The sequence below is a fragment of the Kitasatospora sp. NPDC057904 genome (assembly GCF_042887925.1).
Taxonomy (GTDB): Bacteria; Actinomycetota; Actinomycetes; order Streptomycetales; family Streptomycetaceae; genus Kitasatospora.
In genome coordinates, this window is sequence record NZ_JBHVOL010000001.1 from 426468 (window position 1) to 441649 (window position 15182).

The 15182-nt window shown below is 71.5% G+C and carries 19 protein-coding genes; 10 read left to right on the forward strand and 9 right to left on the reverse strand.

Annotated elements, in window-relative coordinates; genetic code table 11:
* Positions 1–94: 94 nt before the first annotated feature.
* The 4 genes from ACFVSN_RS02105 to ACFVSN_RS02120 all read left to right on the forward strand — a co-directional run bounded on the left by ACFVSN_RS02105 (position 95) and on the right by ACFVSN_RS02120 (position 2919).
* Positions 95–988 (forward strand): SDR family oxidoreductase, encoded by an 894-nt coding sequence (locus tag ACFVSN_RS02105; protein WP_387953592.1) that lies wholly within the window; start codon positions 95–97, stop codon positions 986–988.
* Positions 989–1019: 31 nt separating this feature from the next.
* Positions 1020–1523, forward strand: coding sequence for a DUF2255 family protein (locus ACFVSN_RS02110; RefSeq protein ID WP_387953715.1), 504 nt, complete (start codon positions 1020–1022; stop codon positions 1521–1523).
* A 74-nt stretch (positions 1524–1597) separates the two neighbouring features.
* Positions 1598–1942: an NUDIX domain-containing protein gene (locus ACFVSN_RS02115; RefSeq protein ID WP_387592478.1), complete on the forward strand. Its 345-nt coding sequence runs from the start codon at positions 1598–1600 to the stop codon at positions 1940–1942.
* A gap of 203 nt (positions 1943–2145) precedes the next feature.
* A complete protein-coding gene (locus ACFVSN_RS02120; protein WP_387592475.1) occupies positions 2146–2919 on the forward strand; it encodes an aminoglycoside adenylyltransferase domain-containing protein in 774 nt (257 codons plus the stop codon).
* Between the two features lie 182 nt (positions 2920–3101).
* On the opposite strand, the gene ACFVSN_RS02125 is transcribed toward ACFVSN_RS02120, so the two are convergent.
* The 3 genes from ACFVSN_RS02125 to ACFVSN_RS02135 form a co-directional block, all read right to left on the reverse strand.
* Complete coding sequence (locus tag ACFVSN_RS02125; RefSeq protein WP_380435318.1) at positions 3102–3395, reverse strand: hypothetical protein; 294 nt, start codon at positions 3393–3395, stop codon at positions 3102–3104.
* A 178-nt stretch (positions 3396–3573) separates the two neighbouring features.
* Positions 3574–4218, reverse strand: coding sequence for an NADPH-dependent F420 reductase (locus tag ACFVSN_RS02130; RefSeq protein WP_387592472.1), 645 nt, complete (start codon positions 4216–4218; stop codon positions 3574–3576).
* 48 nt (positions 4219–4266) lie between these two features.
* Positions 4267–5079 (reverse strand): inositol monophosphatase family protein, encoded by an 813-nt coding sequence (locus ACFVSN_RS02135; protein ID WP_387592469.1) that lies wholly within the window; start codon positions 5077–5079, stop codon positions 4267–4269.
* A gap of 115 nt (positions 5080–5194) precedes the next feature.
* On the opposite strand from ACFVSN_RS02135, the gene ACFVSN_RS02140 reads away from it, so the two are divergent.
* Together ACFVSN_RS02140 and ACFVSN_RS02145 are read left to right on the forward strand one after the other, a co-directional pair.
* On the forward strand, positions 5195–6139 hold the full coding sequence (locus ACFVSN_RS02140) for a LysR family transcriptional regulator (protein ID WP_387592466.1): 945 nt from the start codon (positions 5195–5197) through the stop codon (positions 6137–6139).
* A 347-nt stretch (positions 6140–6486) separates the two neighbouring features.
* Positions 6487–7023 carry a hypothetical protein gene (locus ACFVSN_RS02145; RefSeq protein WP_387592463.1) on the forward strand — a complete coding sequence of 179 codons (537 nt, stop codon included), beginning with the start codon at positions 6487–6489 and terminating at the stop codon, positions 7021–7023.
* A 143-nt stretch (positions 7024–7166) separates the two neighbouring features.
* Here ACFVSN_RS02145 and ACFVSN_RS02150 read toward each other — a convergent pair whose 3' ends face one another.
* The 3 genes from ACFVSN_RS02150 to ACFVSN_RS02160 form a co-directional block, all read right to left on the reverse strand.
* Positions 7167–7841, reverse strand: a complete 675-nt coding sequence (locus ACFVSN_RS02150; protein WP_387592460.1) for a response regulator — start codon at positions 7839–7841, stop codon at positions 7167–7169.
* A 14-nt stretch (positions 7842–7855) separates the two neighbouring features.
* Positions 7856–9124, reverse strand: coding sequence for a sensor histidine kinase (locus ACFVSN_RS02155; RefSeq protein ID WP_387592457.1), 1269 nt, complete (start codon positions 9122–9124; stop codon positions 7856–7858).
* 147 nt (positions 9125–9271) lie between these two features.
* Complete coding sequence (locus ACFVSN_RS02160) at positions 9272–9979, reverse strand: SDR family NAD(P)-dependent oxidoreductase (protein ID WP_387592454.1); 708 nt, start codon at positions 9977–9979, stop codon at positions 9272–9274.
* A gap of 101 nt (positions 9980–10080) precedes the next feature.
* On the opposite strand from ACFVSN_RS02160, the gene ACFVSN_RS02165 reads away from it, so the two are divergent.
* A complete protein-coding gene (locus tag ACFVSN_RS02165) occupies positions 10081–10932 on the forward strand; it encodes a helix-turn-helix transcriptional regulator (protein WP_387592452.1) in 852 nt (283 codons plus the stop codon).
* Between the two features lie 203 nt (positions 10933–11135).
* Here ACFVSN_RS02165 and ACFVSN_RS02170 read toward each other — a convergent pair whose 3' ends face one another.
* Complete coding sequence (locus tag ACFVSN_RS02170; protein WP_380435309.1) at positions 11136–11348, reverse strand: cold-shock protein; 213 nt, start codon at positions 11346–11348, stop codon at positions 11136–11138.
* A gap of 135 nt (positions 11349–11483) precedes the next feature.
* On the opposite strand from ACFVSN_RS02170, the gene ACFVSN_RS02175 reads away from it, so the two are divergent.
* The 3 genes from ACFVSN_RS02175 to ACFVSN_RS02185 all read left to right on the forward strand — a co-directional run bounded on the left by ACFVSN_RS02175 (position 11484) and on the right by ACFVSN_RS02185 (position 13804).
* Complete coding sequence (locus tag ACFVSN_RS02175; protein WP_387592449.1) at positions 11484–12257, forward strand: phosphotransferase enzyme family protein; 774 nt, start codon at positions 11484–11486, stop codon at positions 12255–12257.
* A 79-nt stretch (positions 12258–12336) separates the two neighbouring features.
* Entirely contained in the window at positions 12337–12522 is a 186-nt protein-coding gene (locus ACFVSN_RS02180; protein ID WP_380435307.1) for a hypothetical protein, read from the forward strand.
* 397 nt (positions 12523–12919) lie between these two features.
* Positions 12920–13804, forward strand: coding sequence for a hypothetical protein (locus tag ACFVSN_RS02185; RefSeq protein ID WP_387592446.1), 885 nt, complete (start codon positions 12920–12922; stop codon positions 13802–13804).
* A gap of 4 nt (positions 13805–13808) precedes the next feature.
* Here the strand turns inward: ACFVSN_RS02185 and ACFVSN_RS02190 are convergent, their stop codons facing one another.
* Positions 13809–14414 carry a cytochrome b/b6 domain-containing protein gene (locus ACFVSN_RS02190; protein ID WP_387592444.1) on the reverse strand — a complete coding sequence of 202 codons (606 nt, stop codon included), beginning with the start codon at positions 14412–14414 and terminating at the stop codon, positions 13809–13811.
* Entirely contained in the window at positions 14398–15111 is a 714-nt protein-coding gene (locus tag ACFVSN_RS02195; RefSeq protein ID WP_387592441.1) for a molybdopterin-dependent oxidoreductase, read from the reverse strand. Before ACFVSN_RS02195 ends, ACFVSN_RS02190 begins: the two co-directional genes overlap by 17 nt.
* Positions 15112–15182 lie beyond the last annotated feature (71 nt).

Below are 15182 nucleotides of genomic sequence, written 5' to 3' on the forward strand. Positions count from 1 at the left end.
GCCACAAGGATAGGTCATTGCATGATGTGCAGTCACGAGTGCTACGCTGATTTCACAAGATGCAATCACCCTAGCGGTCTACAGGAGTTGCAAGATGCGTGTCTTCGTCACCGGCGCGTCCAGTCATGTCGCCAGCGAGGTCGTCCCCGAGTTGCTGGCTGCCGGCCACACCGTCACCGGGCTGGCCCGTTCGGATCGCGCGGCACAGGTCGTACGGTCGCTCGGCGCCGACGTGCGGCACGGCGACCTGAATGACCTCGACGGCCTCCGCGCGGCCGCCGCCGAGTCCGACGGCGTCATCCATCTGGCCTTTCAGCACGACCAGCAGTACGGGGGAGACCTGGCCGGCGCCGCAGCGGCCGACCTGCGGGCGATCGAGGCCATGGGCGCCGCGCTCAGCGGGTCGAGCCGGCCGTTCGTGGGGACGAACGCGACCGGCGCGCTGACCCTCGCCGGTTTCCACGGGCGGCTCACCGAGCACGACGTGCTGCCCGGCGGCCTGCGGATAGAGGCCGAGAACGTCGTGGTCGCGTTGGCCGAGCAGGACGTGCGAAGCTCGGTCGTCCGACTGCCGCCGACGGTCCACAGCGCGGGCCGGTTCGGTTTGGCCTCGGCTTTGATCGAGCTCGCCCGGGCGAGCGGGCTGGCCGGCTACGTGGGCGACGGCTCCAACGTCTGGCCGTCCGTCCACACCCGCGACGTCGGCCGTCTCTACCGGCTGGCACTGGAGTCCGCAGCCGCCGGCTCCCGGTTGCACGCCGTCGCCGAGGAGGGCATCCCCCTGCGTGACATCGCCGCCGTGATCGGCCGCCACCTGAACCTCCCGGTCGCACCGGTCACCGCCGCCGCCGAGCATTTCGGCCACCTGGCCATGTTCGTCGGCATGGACAACCCCACGTCCAGCAAGATCACCCGCGACACGCTCGGCTGGGCACCGTCCGGCCCCGACCTCCTCGCCGACCTCGGCGACTTCCTGGCCGCGCCGTGATGACCGCCTGGCCCGCGACGCCCTGACCCGGATCGCCGCGGTGGCCGAGCTGCACATCACCGTCCAGCGCCCCGTCGGCATCTTCCGCCGTCCCGTCCCAGTCCGGGTGGTCACCGTCGCCGACCAGGTCCAAGTCCGAAGCTGGCACCGCCGCGACACCGGCCGGTTCGGTGACGCGCTCGCCTCCGTCCACGCCCGCATCCGTGTCCCGGGCGCGCCGGCACCACAGCCCATGCCGAATGCCGCGGCAGGATGCCCGCGCACAACGGGACCGGCTGGAGATGCTCACCGTGCTGTCAACGGGCCCGAGTTGGACCCGGTGCTGCGCGGCGGGGTACTGAAGATCCCGCCGATCCACCCGGTCTATCCCTGGAGCTGCACGGTCCTGACTGTGCGCGCTTGCGCTGGAAGCGCTACGCGATGTGCTCGGTACACGCCGATCAGTGGCAGGAGGCGGGAGCCTGCGGGATGTCCCGGACCCAGTCAGGCGACGAAGTCGAGAAGCACCCCAACGGGCGACACTAGAAGATGGTGAGGCACCGTCACGGACATGTAGTCTATGAATCGTCGCAGTTCAGAGCCGGTATCCGAGCTCCTGCGGTCGGTAAAGTGGAGTACAACTGGCTGCTGGGCGGCGCCGTCAACGTGGGTGAGACGTACGAGGCCGCAGCGGCCCGGGAACTCGCCGAGGAGATCGGTGTCCACACCTCCACACGACTCGTCTTCAAGTATCTCTGCCGCGGAGCGATCAGCCCCTACTGGCTGGGCGTGCACGAGGCCACCATCACCCAGCTGATCACTCCGGATGCTTCGGAGATCGCCTGGCACACCTGGCTCACCGAAGCCGAACTCCGGGACGCGATCCGCAGCCCGACCTTCGTCCCCGACGCCCAGGAAGCCTTCACCCGATACCAGGCTCTGACCGATCCGCCGGCACTCCCCCGAGGCGAGTGACCTTCCGCCCAGGAGACCGCCACGCGATCCGCCCACTGGAATCTCGATTGCTCAGCGAAGGGGGCGACGGCTACCGTCCATCACATGACGTCGTACTGCTTCGCCGCAGGGCAGATCCGCCGCGCCTGAACGCGGCGGCACATCCCGATCATCTCCGCCGCGCCCGTGAGCCCATTCCACTTCAACGGGTATGGAGATCCCCCATGTTCACCCCGCACCGGGAGCTGGACGCGCTCCTGGCCGAGTTCGTCCACGCGGTCCGCGCCATCCTCGGCGACACATTCGTCGGTGCCTACCTGCAGGGCTCCTTCGCACTGGGCGCCGGAGACCTGCACAGCGACTGCGACTTCATCGTTGCCACCACCGTCCTGCCCACCGGGGCCACAGAGGCGGAGCTCCGCCGGCTCCACGACGAGATTCCCACCCGTCCGGGCTTCTGGACCAAGCACCTGGAGGGCTCCTACGCGGACACCACGTCCCTGCGCACCGTCGCCGGGCTCGGAACACCGTGGCTGTTCTGCGACCACGGCCACCGCGAGCTGATCCGGGACGCCCACTGCAACAGCCCGCACACCCGCTGGATCCTCAGGAACCACGGAATCACCCTCGCCGGCCCCCCGGTCACCGACCTCGTCGACCCAGTGCCACCCCAGGCCCTGCGCCAATCGATGCACGAGATGCTGCCGGGCCTCATGGAAGACCTGCGGACCTGGGCCAACTTCGACATGGCCTGGAGTCAGCGCTACGCCGTCACCACCTACTGCCGGGCACTGTTCACCCTGCACACCGGCGAGGTCGCCTCCAAGCGCGGCGCACTCGAATGGGCGCGCGAAACCCTCGACCCGCGCTGGCGCCCCCTGCTCACCCAGGTGATCCAGGACCGCGAGCTGGGCTGGGACCCGACCGACCCGCCACGACCAGGCAGCCTCGAAGCAATGTACGCCTTCGGTGTCTACGCGGAGTCTTTCGCCGGCTGAACCGAGCCCACGCCCGCTTCCGGTACCCCGTCGAACGAGGCGTGGCCACCTTCAAGCGCCGGCGGGTCTTCCGTCACCCCCGCTGCAGCCCGAGCCGGCTTACGTCAGCGGCCAAGGCCGTCCTCACCCTGGAGCAGCAAGGCCGAAAAGGCTCAGGGAACTGATAATCCGTCAATTACATGTCAGGAAGGATAGATGAGTGAACCAAGCGGCGGACAGGGAATGGTCAGCGTGCTGACGCCAGGGCGCTCGACGAAGGCGCGGGCGGCGATGGCCTGGCGGCGCTGGGACTCCAGGTCGTCCGCCCGCCAGGCGTCCCGCCGCACGCGGGCGTCGTCCCGGTTGTAGGAGACGGCGCTGACGGAGGCGTTGCCGGCGGCGCGGCTGATGTCCGCCTTCATGATGGCGCGTTGGAGCACGGTCTGCGTGGCGGCGAGGTCGATCCGGGTGATCAGGACCCCAGGGGTATTCGGCACCCGGGTCGGTATGGGGGCTATGGGGAGCGAGGCAGGATCTCGGCCGCCGCGCCCGAGGGACGGCTCTGTACTCGGGAACGGGCGTCCCCTTGCAGCTCAGCGAGCGTTGTCCGTGCCGGCGCCCGGCTGGCTCGCACGAGCCCGCTGCTGGTTTTGGTCCGGACCCGGTCTTGATGGGTCAGCGGGCGAGGGAGACAGCGAAGGGCTTGAAGCCGTGTCGGCGCAGGATGTGGGGAACCACGAGGATCATGGCCTCGGTGGCGCGGGCTGTGGTGATGCCGCCGAGGTCCTCGATCCATGCGGGCTGCCAGCCCAGGTCGCCGAGCAGGCCGGTGACGGTCTTCTTCGCGTTCTGGTCGTCGCCCGAGAGATAGGCGGTCGGTGGGACGGCCAGGGTTTCGGGAGCGGTCATGACCATGAACAACATGGTGTTGAGGGTCTTGACCACATGGGTGTCGGGGAGCGCGGCCTGGAGCTTCTCGGCGAGGCTGCTGCCGGGGTAGCACAGGTCGCCGGGCAGGCCGTCGTCGGTGTCGCGGATGGCGTTGGAAACGTCGACGAGGAGTTTTCCGGAGAGCTCGGTGCGCAGGCCGGCCAGGCGGTCCAGGGAGATGTCGCCGGGCGTCGCGTTGATCACGATGTCCGCGGTGCGGGCGGCGGTGCGCTGGTCGGCGAAGGCGATCTGCGGGGCGATGCCGGCGGCAAGGACTGCGGTCTCTTCCGGGTTCCGGACACCGAGGGTGACACGGTGTCCGGCCGCGGCGAGCTTGCCGGCGAGGTTGGCGCCGACGCGGCCGGCGCCCAGGATGCCGATGCTGGTCATGAGGTGATGCTCCTTGCGGTATCGGGTGGGTGGGGCGGAGGTGTCCGGTCAGGCGATGGTCGACAGGACCTTGAGGGCGGCGGTGTGGATGCCGGGGGCGGCGGCCAGGAAGTCGCGGCTGCCGGTGTGCCAGGGTTCGCCTGCCAGGTCGGTGACGGTGCCGCCGGCCTCGGAGACCAGCAGGGCGCCGGCGACCAGGCCGGAGCGGACGTCGGAGAACTGCCAGAAGGCGTCCGTGCGTCCGGCGGCGACGTGGATGAGCTGCATCGTGGCGGGCACGGACACGCGCACGACCAGGCCGTTGATGAGCATGGCGGTGACCGAGTCGCCGATCCGCCGGAAGGTGCGCACGTCCTCGCCGGGCCTGGCCTGGCCGGTGCCGATGAGCGCGGCGCCCAGATCGGTCTTGGCGGACACGTTCAGGGGCCGGCCGTTGAGGCGGGCGCCGCCGCCGGCGACGGCGGTGTAGGTGTCGCCGGTCAGCGGCAGGTGGACGACGGTGAGGACCGGCTGGTTGTCGCGGACCAGGGTGGCGGTGACGGCCCAGTCCTCCATGCCGTGGACGTGGTTGATGTTGCCCTCGGCGGGGTCGACGACCCACCACTCCCCGGGCGGGAGCGCACCGCCGGCCAGCTCGTCCTCGGCCCACCGCGATCCGGGCCGGGACCGCAGCAGCGGCTCCCGCAGCACGTCCAGCACCGCGTCGTCGTTGGCGTGGATCTCGGCGACGACCTCGTCCAGACTCACGCCCCGGGCGTGCGAGGTGTGGCGGTCGCGCAGCGTGAGGCCTGCGGTCCTCACCGCGGCGGTCACCTCGGGCAGCAGCGTCGTGTCGGCGGCGAAAGGCATGGCTGTGCTCATGGCGGGCTCCCTGCGTTCGATGTGTGCGGGCGGCTTGTCTCGCGCCTGCACTTCGAAGGTAGGACCCCCGGTCATTAACAACAAGTGCATGCTATTCACTTATAGAGTTACTGGCATGCAATTGGATCTGAACCTGCTCACGGCCCTGGACGCACTGCTGGAAGAGGGCAGCGTCGCCGGCGCCGCAGCACGCCTCCACGTCACCGCACCGGCGATGAGCCGCTCCCTGGGCCGCATCCGCAAGGCCACCGGCGACCAGATCCTGGTCCGCACCGGCCGCAGCATGGTCCCCACCACCCGCGCACTGGCCATGCGCGCCCAGGTCCACGCCCTCGTACAGCAGGCCCACCAACTCCTGTCCGCACAGCAAGAACTCGACCTGGCAGCTCTGGACCGGGTGTTCACCGTGCGCTGGCACGACGCCCTGACCGCCGCCTGCGGCACCGCCCTGATCACCGCCGTCCACCGCCAGGCCCCCGGCGTCCGGCTGCGCCTGTCGGCCGAACCCGGGACGGACGACGCCGAGCTGCGCCGGGGTGAGGTCGACCTCGAATCGAGCGCCGGCGCCCCGACGCTCCCGGACATCCGCCACCGCCTGGTCGGCAGCGACCGGCTGGTCGTCGCCGTCCGACCAGGCCACCCCCTCACCGAAGGTCCGCTGAGCATCGAGCGCTACGCAGCCGCCGAACACCTCACCGTTTCGCGACGCGGAAGCCTGCGCGACCCGATCGACGACGCCCTGACCACCCGCGGCCTCGAACGACGCGTCGTCGCCGCCGGGCCCACCACCGCCTTCGCCCTGCAACTCGTCCTCGACACCGACCTGGTCGTCACCCTCCCCGACGCGGTCACCCGCGCAGCCCGGGAACAACTCGGCCTCGCCACACTGCCGCCGCCACTCCCGCTGCCCGAGGTCCCCCTGTACCTGCTGTGGCACCAGCGCTACGACGACGACCGCGCCCACACCTGGCTGCGAGACCTGGCCACCGAAACCGTCCAGGCACTATTCGCACCACCGACCGCCCCTCAACAGCCCCTCACCAACCGGACCGGGCAGTGACGGATACGCCCGGGGAAAGGCCTCCGGCAGCCGACTCCCGCTCTTGTGAACACACAACCGGAGTGCGGCGACCGACACTCGGCGGGGTGTGGCCGTCCGCGGGGGATGCAGGCCCACTGCGCGCATACCGCGAGGGTTGACGGACCGCTGCCCCACTGGGCTGACGACCGCACCTCCCGTTGCCCGGCACTATGTCCATGCACTCGCCGGAAGGCGGCCGAGTGAACAACTCATCGGCCCGGGGCGGGCGTCGGCGGCAGCTCGTGAGCCGGCCGGCCGTTCGTGCCCAGCCTTGCCGGATCGAGTGAACAGCCGCACCGCAACCCAGAGATGGAAGGAACCGATCCATGGATCTGCGCAAGCGCATGACCACACTCGCGGTCACCACCACCCTCGCAGGACTCGCCACCCTGGGCCTGACCGTTCCCGCTCAGGCGGCCGACGCCGGTCCCGTCGCCGACATGTCCTCGGAGTGGGTCGCCGTGCCCACGAGCGACGCCGACGGGACCGTGAGCACCGGCGCCGCCACGCCGTTCGCTCAGACCGTCGGGACGCCGAACCTCCCCAAGGGCTGCGCATCGCCCGACCTGTGGAAGCCGTACCCGCGCAAGATCGGCCGGGACTGGTACGTGGAGGCCGGCGGCCGGCTCTACGACTGCGGCCTCACCCACCTGTCGCTGGAGCTGCAGAAGAACGGCCACCAGGTCGACAAGAAGACCGCCACGCGCAAGGGTGACATCAACCCCAGGTACAAGTGCCGCAACTTCAGCAGGAGCAACTACACGATCGTGGCCACCTGGACGAAGCCGAAGCCGCAGTACCCCGGATTCGAGATCATCCAGAAGTGGGTCAGCCGGAGCCCGGAGCATCTGAACTGCGGCTGACGAACGCGCCGGACGCCCTGCGGCAACGAGTACGGAGGTCGTTGCCGCAGGGACCGGTCCGAACGTCGAACGCGCCCAGGCCGAGCTGCGCGTCCTCCTCGTCCGAGACTCCGAGACTCCGAGACTCCGCACCGCGGGCGGGCCTATCCCGGGAGGGCGCGCCGCGGGGTGATCAGGCCGCTCTCGTAGGCGAGGACGACGGCCTGGGCGCGGCTGGAGATGCCCACCTTGGTCATGATGCGGTTGAGGTGGGTCTTCACCGTGCCGACGGTAACCGCCAGTTCGTCGGCGATCTCGGAGTTGCCGAGGCCCGCGCCGACGAGTTGCAGCACGTCGAGTTCGCGCGCGGTGAGCGGATCCAACTCCGTTGGTGCGTCGGCTTCCTGGCCGATCCGGTGGGCGTACGCCTCGATCAGGCGGCAGGTGACGCTGGGGGCGAAGAGCATGTCGCCGCCGGCGACGACCTCGATCGCGGTGAGCAGCCGCTCCGGCGGGGTCTCCTTGAGCAGGAAGCCGCTGGCGCCGACCCGCAGGGCCCCGTAGACGTACTCGTCGAGGTCGAACGTGGTCAGGACGAGGACTCTGGGCAACGGATCCACGGCCTGCGCGAGGATCCGTTCGGTGGCGGTGATGCCGTCGACGTCCGGCATCCGGATGTCCATCAGGACCACGTCGGGTCGTAATCGGGCCGCGAGCGCGATGGCCTGTTCCCCGTCGGCGGCCTGTCCGCACACGTCGAGGCCGGGCGCCGCGTGGATCAGGGCGGCCAGGCCGGCCCGCACCAGGATCTGGTCGTCCACCACGAGCACGGTGGTCATGCGCCGGTCTCCCCCTACCCGCGATCGGGGCCGCCCCCCGCGGACCCGGCGCCCGGTCCCGGCAGGGTGAACACCACCTCGAACCCCCCGTCGGGCAGCGAGCCCGCACGCAACATACCACCGTGCGCCTCGACCCGTTCGCGCATGCCGATGAGCCCGTGACCGCCGCTGACGCCGGGCGGGACGGGCGCGCCATTGCGGGCCGTCGGGCCGCCGTCGCGGACGCCGACCGACAGCCGGCCGGGCCGGTAGTCCAGGGACAGTCGCACGTCGGCCGGGCCGGCGTGCTTGAGCACGTTGGTGAGCGCCTCCTGCACGACCCGGTAGGCGCCGAGGTCCGGGCCGGGTGCGAGCGGGTACGGCTCGCCGGCCACCGTCAGCTCGACCGTCAGCCCGGCCGCCTCGACCCGCTCGATCAGCGCCGGCAACCGGGCCAGCCCCGGCGCGGGCTCCTCCGGCTGCCCGCTCCCGCCGTCCGGTTGCTCGGGCGGCACCCGCAGGACGTGGAGGAGTCCGCGCATCTCCTCCAGGGCCTCCCGGCTGCTGCCCGCAATCGTGTCGAGCGCCGAGCGCGCCGTAGTGGGATCGCTCTCGAACACGTAGCCCGCCAGACCGGCCTGCACCGCGACGACCGAGATGTGATGGGCAATCACATCGTGCAGCTCGCGGGCGATCCGCAGCCGTTCCTCGGTCAGCGCGTGTCGCATCCTGGCGGCCTGCTCGTGCTGCAACCGCAAGGTCAGCGCGGCGAGTTGGAGGTTCCGCTCGCCCAGGATCCGCAACGTCAGACCGAACGCCCAGGCCGTCCCGACCCCGAGCACCACCTGGGCGAGCGCCACGTCCGGGGAGACCACCTTCGTGGCCATCGCGCTGCACAGCCAGACGGGCGCCGCGAAACAGGCGCCGGCCACCGAGGTGCGGGTCGGACGCCGGGCGGCGAGGGTGAAGACGGCGAACAGCGGCGCCCAGATGTTGGCCGACGGCTGGTACCCGCCGACGGTGTAGGCCAGGAGCGCCGCGCACGAGACCAGCAGGACACCCACCGGGGCGAGCCGGCGGACGGCCAGCGGCAGGTTGACCACCAGGCAGAGGGCGGCGGCGGTCCGGTCGAACGGCGGCCAGCCCGGCGGGTGGTACTGGTAGGCGAAGGACAGCGTGGCGGCGGCCAGGATCAGGGCCAGCAGCGCGTCGATGACGCACCGGTGCGTCTCGGTCAGCCACGCCGGCCGCCCCGGAGGCCCCGGGAGCCCCTTGACCGGGGACGGGGGCACGTCTGTCTGCATCCGGGCAGCCTAACGACACTGCCATGGGCGGGGGTTGACGGCACGGGCTCGGCCCGCAGGGGAAGTCCCAAGGTGCGGGCTGGAGCACACGCTCCTGCAGGGCGAAGACGTGATCGTCGGCCGGGGCGGCCGTCGGGGGCGGGGCGGTTACCAGGGCAGCGGGCCTTCGGCGTCGGTGTAGGTGCCGGTGGGGCCGTCCGGGGTGAGGCCGGCCATGCGGACGATGATCTCGGCACCCTGTTCGACGGTCTGGATGCCGGTGTTGCCGTTGAGGTCGGTCTTGGTGAAGCCGGGCTCGACGGCGTTGATGCGCATGTTCGGGAACGCCTTGGCGTACTGCACGGTGATCATGTTGACGGCGGCCTTGGAGGCCGGGTAGACGACGCCGGGGTACGCGTAGGCGGGGGTGCCGGCGGTGGTGACGCGGGTGAGCGAGGCCAGGCCGCTGCTGAGGTTCACGATCACGGGGGCGGCGGAGCGCTGCAGCAGCGGGAGGAACGCATGGGTGACGCGTACCGTGCCGAAGACGTTGGTTTCGAACGTGCTCCGCATCAGGTCGGCGGTGACGTCCGCCGCACCGATGATGCCGTTGTCCTCGGCCCGCTCCTCCACGCCGGCGTTGTTGACCAGCACGTCCAGGCCGCCGCCGGCCTCGACGGTCCTCGCCGCTGCGGCGACCGAGGCGTCGTCGGTGATGTCGATGACGACCGGCCGCGCGCCCAACCGCTCGGCGGCGCGACGCCCGCGCTCGGGGTCCCGGCTGCCGATGTACACGGTGTGGCCTGCGGCGATGAGTCGACGGGCGGTCTCGAACCCGAGCCCCTTGTTCGCTCCGGTGATCAGTGTCGTGGTCATGCCTCCACGATGCTGCGCGGCGATGCCGTCAGCCAGGCGTCCGGCCTTCCTGGGACTACCGGTACCAGGCACCCGCGGGCGGGACGGTGCACAGTGGTGGCATGGCGACCACGGAGTTCGGGCGGACGGTGCGGCGCTGGCGTGACCGGGTCCCGCCGGAGGCGGCCGGCCTGCCGGCGGGCGGCCATCGGCGCGCGGCCGGACTGCGCCGGGAGGAGCTGGCGCTGCTGGCCGGGATCTCGGTCGACTACGTCACCCGCCTCGAACAGGGCCGGGCGGCCAACCCGTCGGAGCAGGTCGTCGAGGCGCTGGGGCGGGCGCTGCGACTGAACGCGGAGGAACGTGAGCATCTGTTCCGGGTCGCCGGGCTGGTAGCACCGGGACGCGGCACGGTGCCCGCCTACATCACGGCCAGCGTGCAACGGATGCTGGACCGGCTGACCGGCGCACCCGTCGCGGTCTACGACGCGGCGTGGACGCTGCTGCTGGCCAATCCGCTCTACACCGCGCTGATGGGTGAACAGCACGGCAAGGAGCGCAACGGGGCGTGGCGGAACTTCCTCGGCTCGGGCAGCCGGGTCCGCCACACGCCGGAGTCCCGGCGGGCGTTGGAGACCGCGGTCGTCTCCGACCTGCGGGCGGCGGCGAGCCGCTACCCGGCGGATCTGCGACTGCGGCGTCTGATCGCCGATCTGCGCGGCAACAGCGAGCGGTTCGCCGAGCTGTGGGACTCCGGCGCGGTGGGACACCAGGAGGCCTCGCGCAAGACCATCGACCACCCGCAGGTCGGACCGCTGACGCTGGACTGCGACGTGCTCAGCGTCGCGGGCAGCGATCTGCGGATCATGGTCTACACGGCCGAACCCGGCGCCGAGGACGCCGAACGGCTGGCGCTGCTGGCGGTGATCGGCACGCAGGCACTGGTCAAGGTCGCCGGCGAGGGCGTCGGGTGAAACCTGACACCGGCGCCGGGCCCGACCGCCGTGGCGTCGGCGCTCAGCACCACCGGCTTGCCCGCCCCGGCCCCGAGGGCACCGACGTCCAGCACGCGCAGGCCGGGCGCGGGCTCCAGCGCCCACCGCGCCGCGACCTGCGCGTCGTCCGGACGGTGCTCGGCGTACGCGACCGGGTACCCCCCGTCCGCACCGCCGGCGTCCTACTGCTCGACGCGGACCTTGTCGGCCTGCATGCCCTTCTGGCCCTGAACGGCTTCGAAGGAGACCTTCTGGCCCTCCATCAAGGACTTGAAGCCCTGCCCCTCGATGGCCCTGAAGTGCACGAAGAGGTCCGGACCGGACTCAGGGCTGATGAAGCCGTAGCCCTTCTCCTCGTTGAACCACTTCACGGTGCCGTTCTGACGGTCGGCCATGTCTTCTCCTTGTCGCACGCGGATCGCCTTGCCCCGCGATCCTCTCACGCAGAGCGCGTCCGCAAACACGAACGGTAGTTGGGCCATCCGGGTCGCGCCGTGACGGCACCGGCCGCGGCAGTAGCATGCCCGGTCATGACGGATGATCAGCGGGAAGTGGAACTGGCAGGCGGGGGCGTCAACCGGGTCTTCCGGGTGGGGGCCACCGTTCGGCGCCCGTCGGGGCCGTGGACGGCGACGGTGCACGCCCTCCTCGATCACGTCCACCGGCGCGGCTTCGCCGGTGCTCCGTGCGCCCACGGGCTGGACCCCCAGGGGCGCGAGGTCCTCGACTTCATCCCGGGCGACGTCGGGCACCGGCCACTGACCGATGACGCCCTCGTCGCCGTCGGCGCCCTGCTGCGCGAATTCCACGACGCCACCGCGGACTTCACCCCGCCGCCGGACGCCACCTGGTTCCTGCCCGCGCGGGAACCCGCCGAGGTGGTCTGCCACGGCGACGTCGCCCCCTACAACTGCGTCTTCCGGGACGGCCGGCCCGTCGCGCTCATCGACTTCGACACCGCCCACCCCGGCCCCCGCGTCTGGGACTTCGCCTACGCCGCCTACCGCTTCGCACCCCTCACCGATCCGGCCAACCCCGACTTCCACCTGCCCCTCGAAGACCAGGCCCGACGGCTGCGCGTCCTGGCCGACGCCTACCGCCTGAGCCCGGACGACCGCGAGGCGGTGACCGACACGGCCCGCCTCCGTCTCGACCACCTCGTCCGCCTCATGCACGACCAGGCCGCCGCCGGGAACGCCGCCTTCGCCGGACACATCGCCGCCGGTCACGACCGCCTCTACCAGCGGGACGCCGCCCACATCGCCCGCCACGGCGCCTACCTGACCGCCGCGCTCCGACCGTAGGCGACCGGCGTTGACCGAACGTCTACGCGTGACTGGTCCCGTAGGGGCACCAACCCCTTCGAGGTCCTGGAGGACCACCATGATCACGCGTGTACTGGTCGGCATGGCCGCGGCCGCCCTGGTCGCCCTCGGCACCGGCGCGGCGACGTCGGCAACCGCTTCCGGCGGGTCCCCGTCCAACTGGCACTGGGTCAACGGCGTCGGCCACGACACCCACGTGACCGCGGGCGGCTGGCTCGACAAGCCGCGCGAGCACGACATGTAGGCCATCGGGCCCGCCCCACCGGCCCCCTGTCACCGGTGGGGCGCTTTCTGGTCACCGCCCCCGCACGAATCGCCGAAATCCACCGGCCAGAGGGGAGCATTCCGGCGGCCCCTCCGATCGGCGGGAGCAGTCCCAGGCAGCACACAGACGATGTCAAACCGTTACCAAGGGGCCTCCCGAGTGTCCGTTTTGCCCGTTGCGCCGGTGCTGTAATGGCCATGCCTCCTCCAAGGATTGGCAAAGTCAGCACGGCAAGAATGCACATCCCCGACGTCTCGACGGCAATTCCCCGCACTCCTGGAAATCCGCGAACGAAGGCGATCGCGAAAGAACGCACTGGAGTTCAGGAATGATGGCTACGAGACTTTCCGCTCTCGGTCGGTGGTCCGCCACCGCCGTGGCCGCCGCCGTCGTGGCGGGGACGGCCGCCGGGTGTTCCGGCGTCGTCGACCGCGGACTCGCCGGCCCAGCCCCGTCCGCGGCCGACACAACCAGTCCCACCCCGTCGGTGGCCGGGACCACCAGTCCCACCACGACCGCCGCCGCCGACCCCGCGAACCCCGCGACCTGGCGCCTGCCGATGGAGGCCCACCTGCCGACCGACGAGGAGTCCCGGCGATTCGGCCGGGCGATGACCACCCTCGTCGGCGACTGCATGCGCAAGGCCGGCCACGCCTACTCGGCGCCGCCGGAACTGCCGAGGCTCGGCCCCAAGACCCTCACCGACTGGCGCTACGGCATCCACGACGCCGCCCTGTCGGCCGAGCGCGGCTACCACCCGGACGCGGCGGAGCAGGCCGCCTACGACGCGGCGATCGCGAAGGGCCTCGCGGCCGGCACCACGGGCGCCGCCGCCGAGGCGGAGCAGGCGTGCGGCGTGCAGAGCAAGCAGCGTCTGGGCGGCGGCGACCGCACCTGGGGCGCGCTCGCCCAGACGCTCGGCAACGACGCCTTCATGCGCTCCAAGCGCGAGCCGGAGGTCGTGGCCGCGTTCGGGGCCTGGTCCTCGTGCATGAAGGGGCGCGGCTTCGTCTACAAGGAGCCCCTCGACGCGAGCGACGACCGCCGCTTCAAGGGCACGGACGTGTCGCGGACCGAGATCGACACCGCGCTCGCCGACCTCGCCTGCCGCGCCCGCAGCAACGTCGCGAAGGTCTGGTTCGACGCCGAGGTCCGGCTCCAGGAGCAGGCGCTCGAGCAGCGGGTGCCCGCGCTCCAGACGGAGCGCCGCGAACTGGACGCGGCGCTGCGCAAGAGCGCGGACGTCCTCGCCGGCCGCTGACGCCCTACGTGCGCTCCGGGTCCCACTCCGGGTGTTCGCGGGCGGCCCACCTCCGGTCGACCAGGCCGGTGCGCATGCCGAGGCGGGCCTCGGGGTCACGGACGGCCATGCGGATGTGGCCGATCGTGACGACGGCGATCGCGGCGGCCAGCCAGTCGTGGACGAAGGTCGCGCCGGTGCGCCAGGACGGCGGGGAGAGGTGGGTCAGCCACATCAGCAGGCCGGTGCCGACGATGACGAGGATCGCGCCGAGGGTCCACTGGGCGTAGAGCTTCTGGCCCGCGTTGAACTTGCCGGCCGGGCGGTCGGGCGCGCGGGAGCGCAGGGCGCGCAGCCAGGCCCAGTCGGTCGGGGTGAAGCGGCTCAGGCGGGACAGGTCGGCGCGCAGGGCGCGGGAGGCGAGGCCGAGGAGCAGCGGGACGGGCAGGGCGAGGCCGCACCACACGTGGATCGTCACCACCAGCCGTCGCCTGCCGACGAGTTCGGCCAGGGGCGGCACGTACAGGAACGCGGCCGTGGTGAGGCAGACCAGCATCAGGGCGGCCGTGACGCGGTGGACCCAGCGTTCGGCGCGGGTGAAGCGGCGCAGGAGGTCAGGAGGTCGGTGCATCGTCACGTCCGTTCGAGCGGCCGACCCAGGCGTCGACGTCGTAGCCGTTCTCTTCCCAGTAGCCGGGTTGCACCGCGTCGGTGACGGTGATGCCGGAGAGCCACTTCGCGGACTTGTAGAAGTACATCGGCGCGACGTAGAGCCGGGCCGGGCCGCCGTGGGAGTGGGAGATCGGGGCGTCCTGCATGCGCAGGGCGACGAGGACGTCGTCGCGACGGGCCTGGTCGAGGGAGAGGCTCTCGGTGTAGGCGCCGTCGAAGCAGCTGAACCGCACGGCCCGCGCGCCGGGCCGCACGCCGGCCGCGTCGAGCAGGTGCGACAGCGGGACGCCCTCGAAGGGGGTGTCCGGCACGCGCCAGCCGGTCACGCACTGCACGTCGTGGACGATCCGGCGCTGGGGCATCGCCTGGAGTTCGGCGAGGCGGAAGGTGCCGGGGCGGTCGACGAGGCCGTCGACGCTCAGGGTGTACGTCTCGGCGGTCCGCTCGGGGACGGAGGCGGTGATCGAGTAGTACCGGAAGCCGCCGCCCCCGGGGAGGAGCCCGGTCAGGCCGGTCGGGTCCTTGCCGGCCACGGTGTCCTGGGCCTTCTGCAGGTACGGCCCGGCGGCGACGCCGACCGCGCCGAGGCCGAGCAGCCCGAGCACGACCCGGCGGCCGACCGGGGTGCCCTTCCCGTTGTGCGCTGTACTGTCCACGCCGCCGATTCGACCAGGTCCGCCCCCGTCTTGACCAGGGGCGCAGCCCGGTCGTCAGGGTTTCGTCACAT

What these genes read in the sequence shown, in the direction of transcription:
- ACFVSN_RS02105 (WP_387953592.1), top strand. Translation starts at nt 95, where the DNA reads ATGCGTGTCTTCGTCACCGGCGCGTCCAGTCATGTCGCCAGCGAGGTC.
- ACFVSN_RS02180 (WP_380435307.1), top strand. Translation starts at nt 12,337, where the DNA reads ATGATCACGCGTGTACTGGTCGGCATGGCCGCGGCCGCCCTGGTCGCC.
- ACFVSN_RS02135 (WP_387592469.1), bottom strand. Translation starts at nt 5,079, where the DNA reads ATGAGCACAGCCATGCCTTTCGCCGCCGACACGACGCTGCTGCCCGAG.
- ACFVSN_RS02170 (WP_380435309.1), bottom strand. Translation starts at nt 11,348, where the DNA reads ATGGCCGACCGTCAGAACGGCACCGTGAAGTGGTTCAACGAGGAGAAG.
- ACFVSN_RS02150 (WP_387592460.1), bottom strand. Translation starts at nt 7,841, where the DNA reads ATGACCACCGTGCTCGTGGTGGACGACCAGATCCTGGTGCGGGCCGGC.
- ACFVSN_RS02175 (WP_387592449.1), top strand. Translation starts at nt 11,484, where the DNA reads ATGACGGATGATCAGCGGGAAGTGGAACTGGCAGGCGGGGGCGTCAAC.
- ACFVSN_RS02190 (WP_387592444.1), bottom strand. Translation starts at nt 14,414, where the DNA reads ATGCACCGACCTCCTGACCTCCTGCGCCGCTTCACCCGCGCCGAACGC.
- ACFVSN_RS02145 (WP_387592463.1), top strand. Translation starts at nt 6,487, where the DNA reads ATGGATCTGCGCAAGCGCATGACCACACTCGCGGTCACCACCACCCTC.
- ACFVSN_RS02165 (WP_387592452.1), top strand. Translation starts at nt 10,081, where the DNA reads ATGGCGACCACGGAGTTCGGGCGGACGGTGCGGCGCTGGCGTGACCGG.
- ACFVSN_RS02120 (WP_387592475.1), top strand. Translation starts at nt 2,146, where the DNA reads ATGTTCACCCCGCACCGGGAGCTGGACGCGCTCCTGGCCGAGTTCGTC.
- ACFVSN_RS02155 (WP_387592457.1), bottom strand. Translation starts at nt 9,124, where the DNA reads ATGCAGACAGACGTGCCCCCGTCCCCGGTCAAGGGGCTCCCGGGGCCT.
- ACFVSN_RS02160 (WP_387592454.1), bottom strand. Translation starts at nt 9,979, where the DNA reads ATGACCACGACACTGATCACCGGAGCGAACAAGGGGCTCGGGTTCGAG.
- ACFVSN_RS02140 (WP_387592466.1), top strand. Translation starts at nt 5,195, where the DNA reads ATGCAATTGGATCTGAACCTGCTCACGGCCCTGGACGCACTGCTGGAA.
- ACFVSN_RS02130 (WP_387592472.1), bottom strand. Translation starts at nt 4,218, where the DNA reads ATGACCAGCATCGGCATCCTGGGCGCCGGCCGCGTCGGCGCCAACCTC.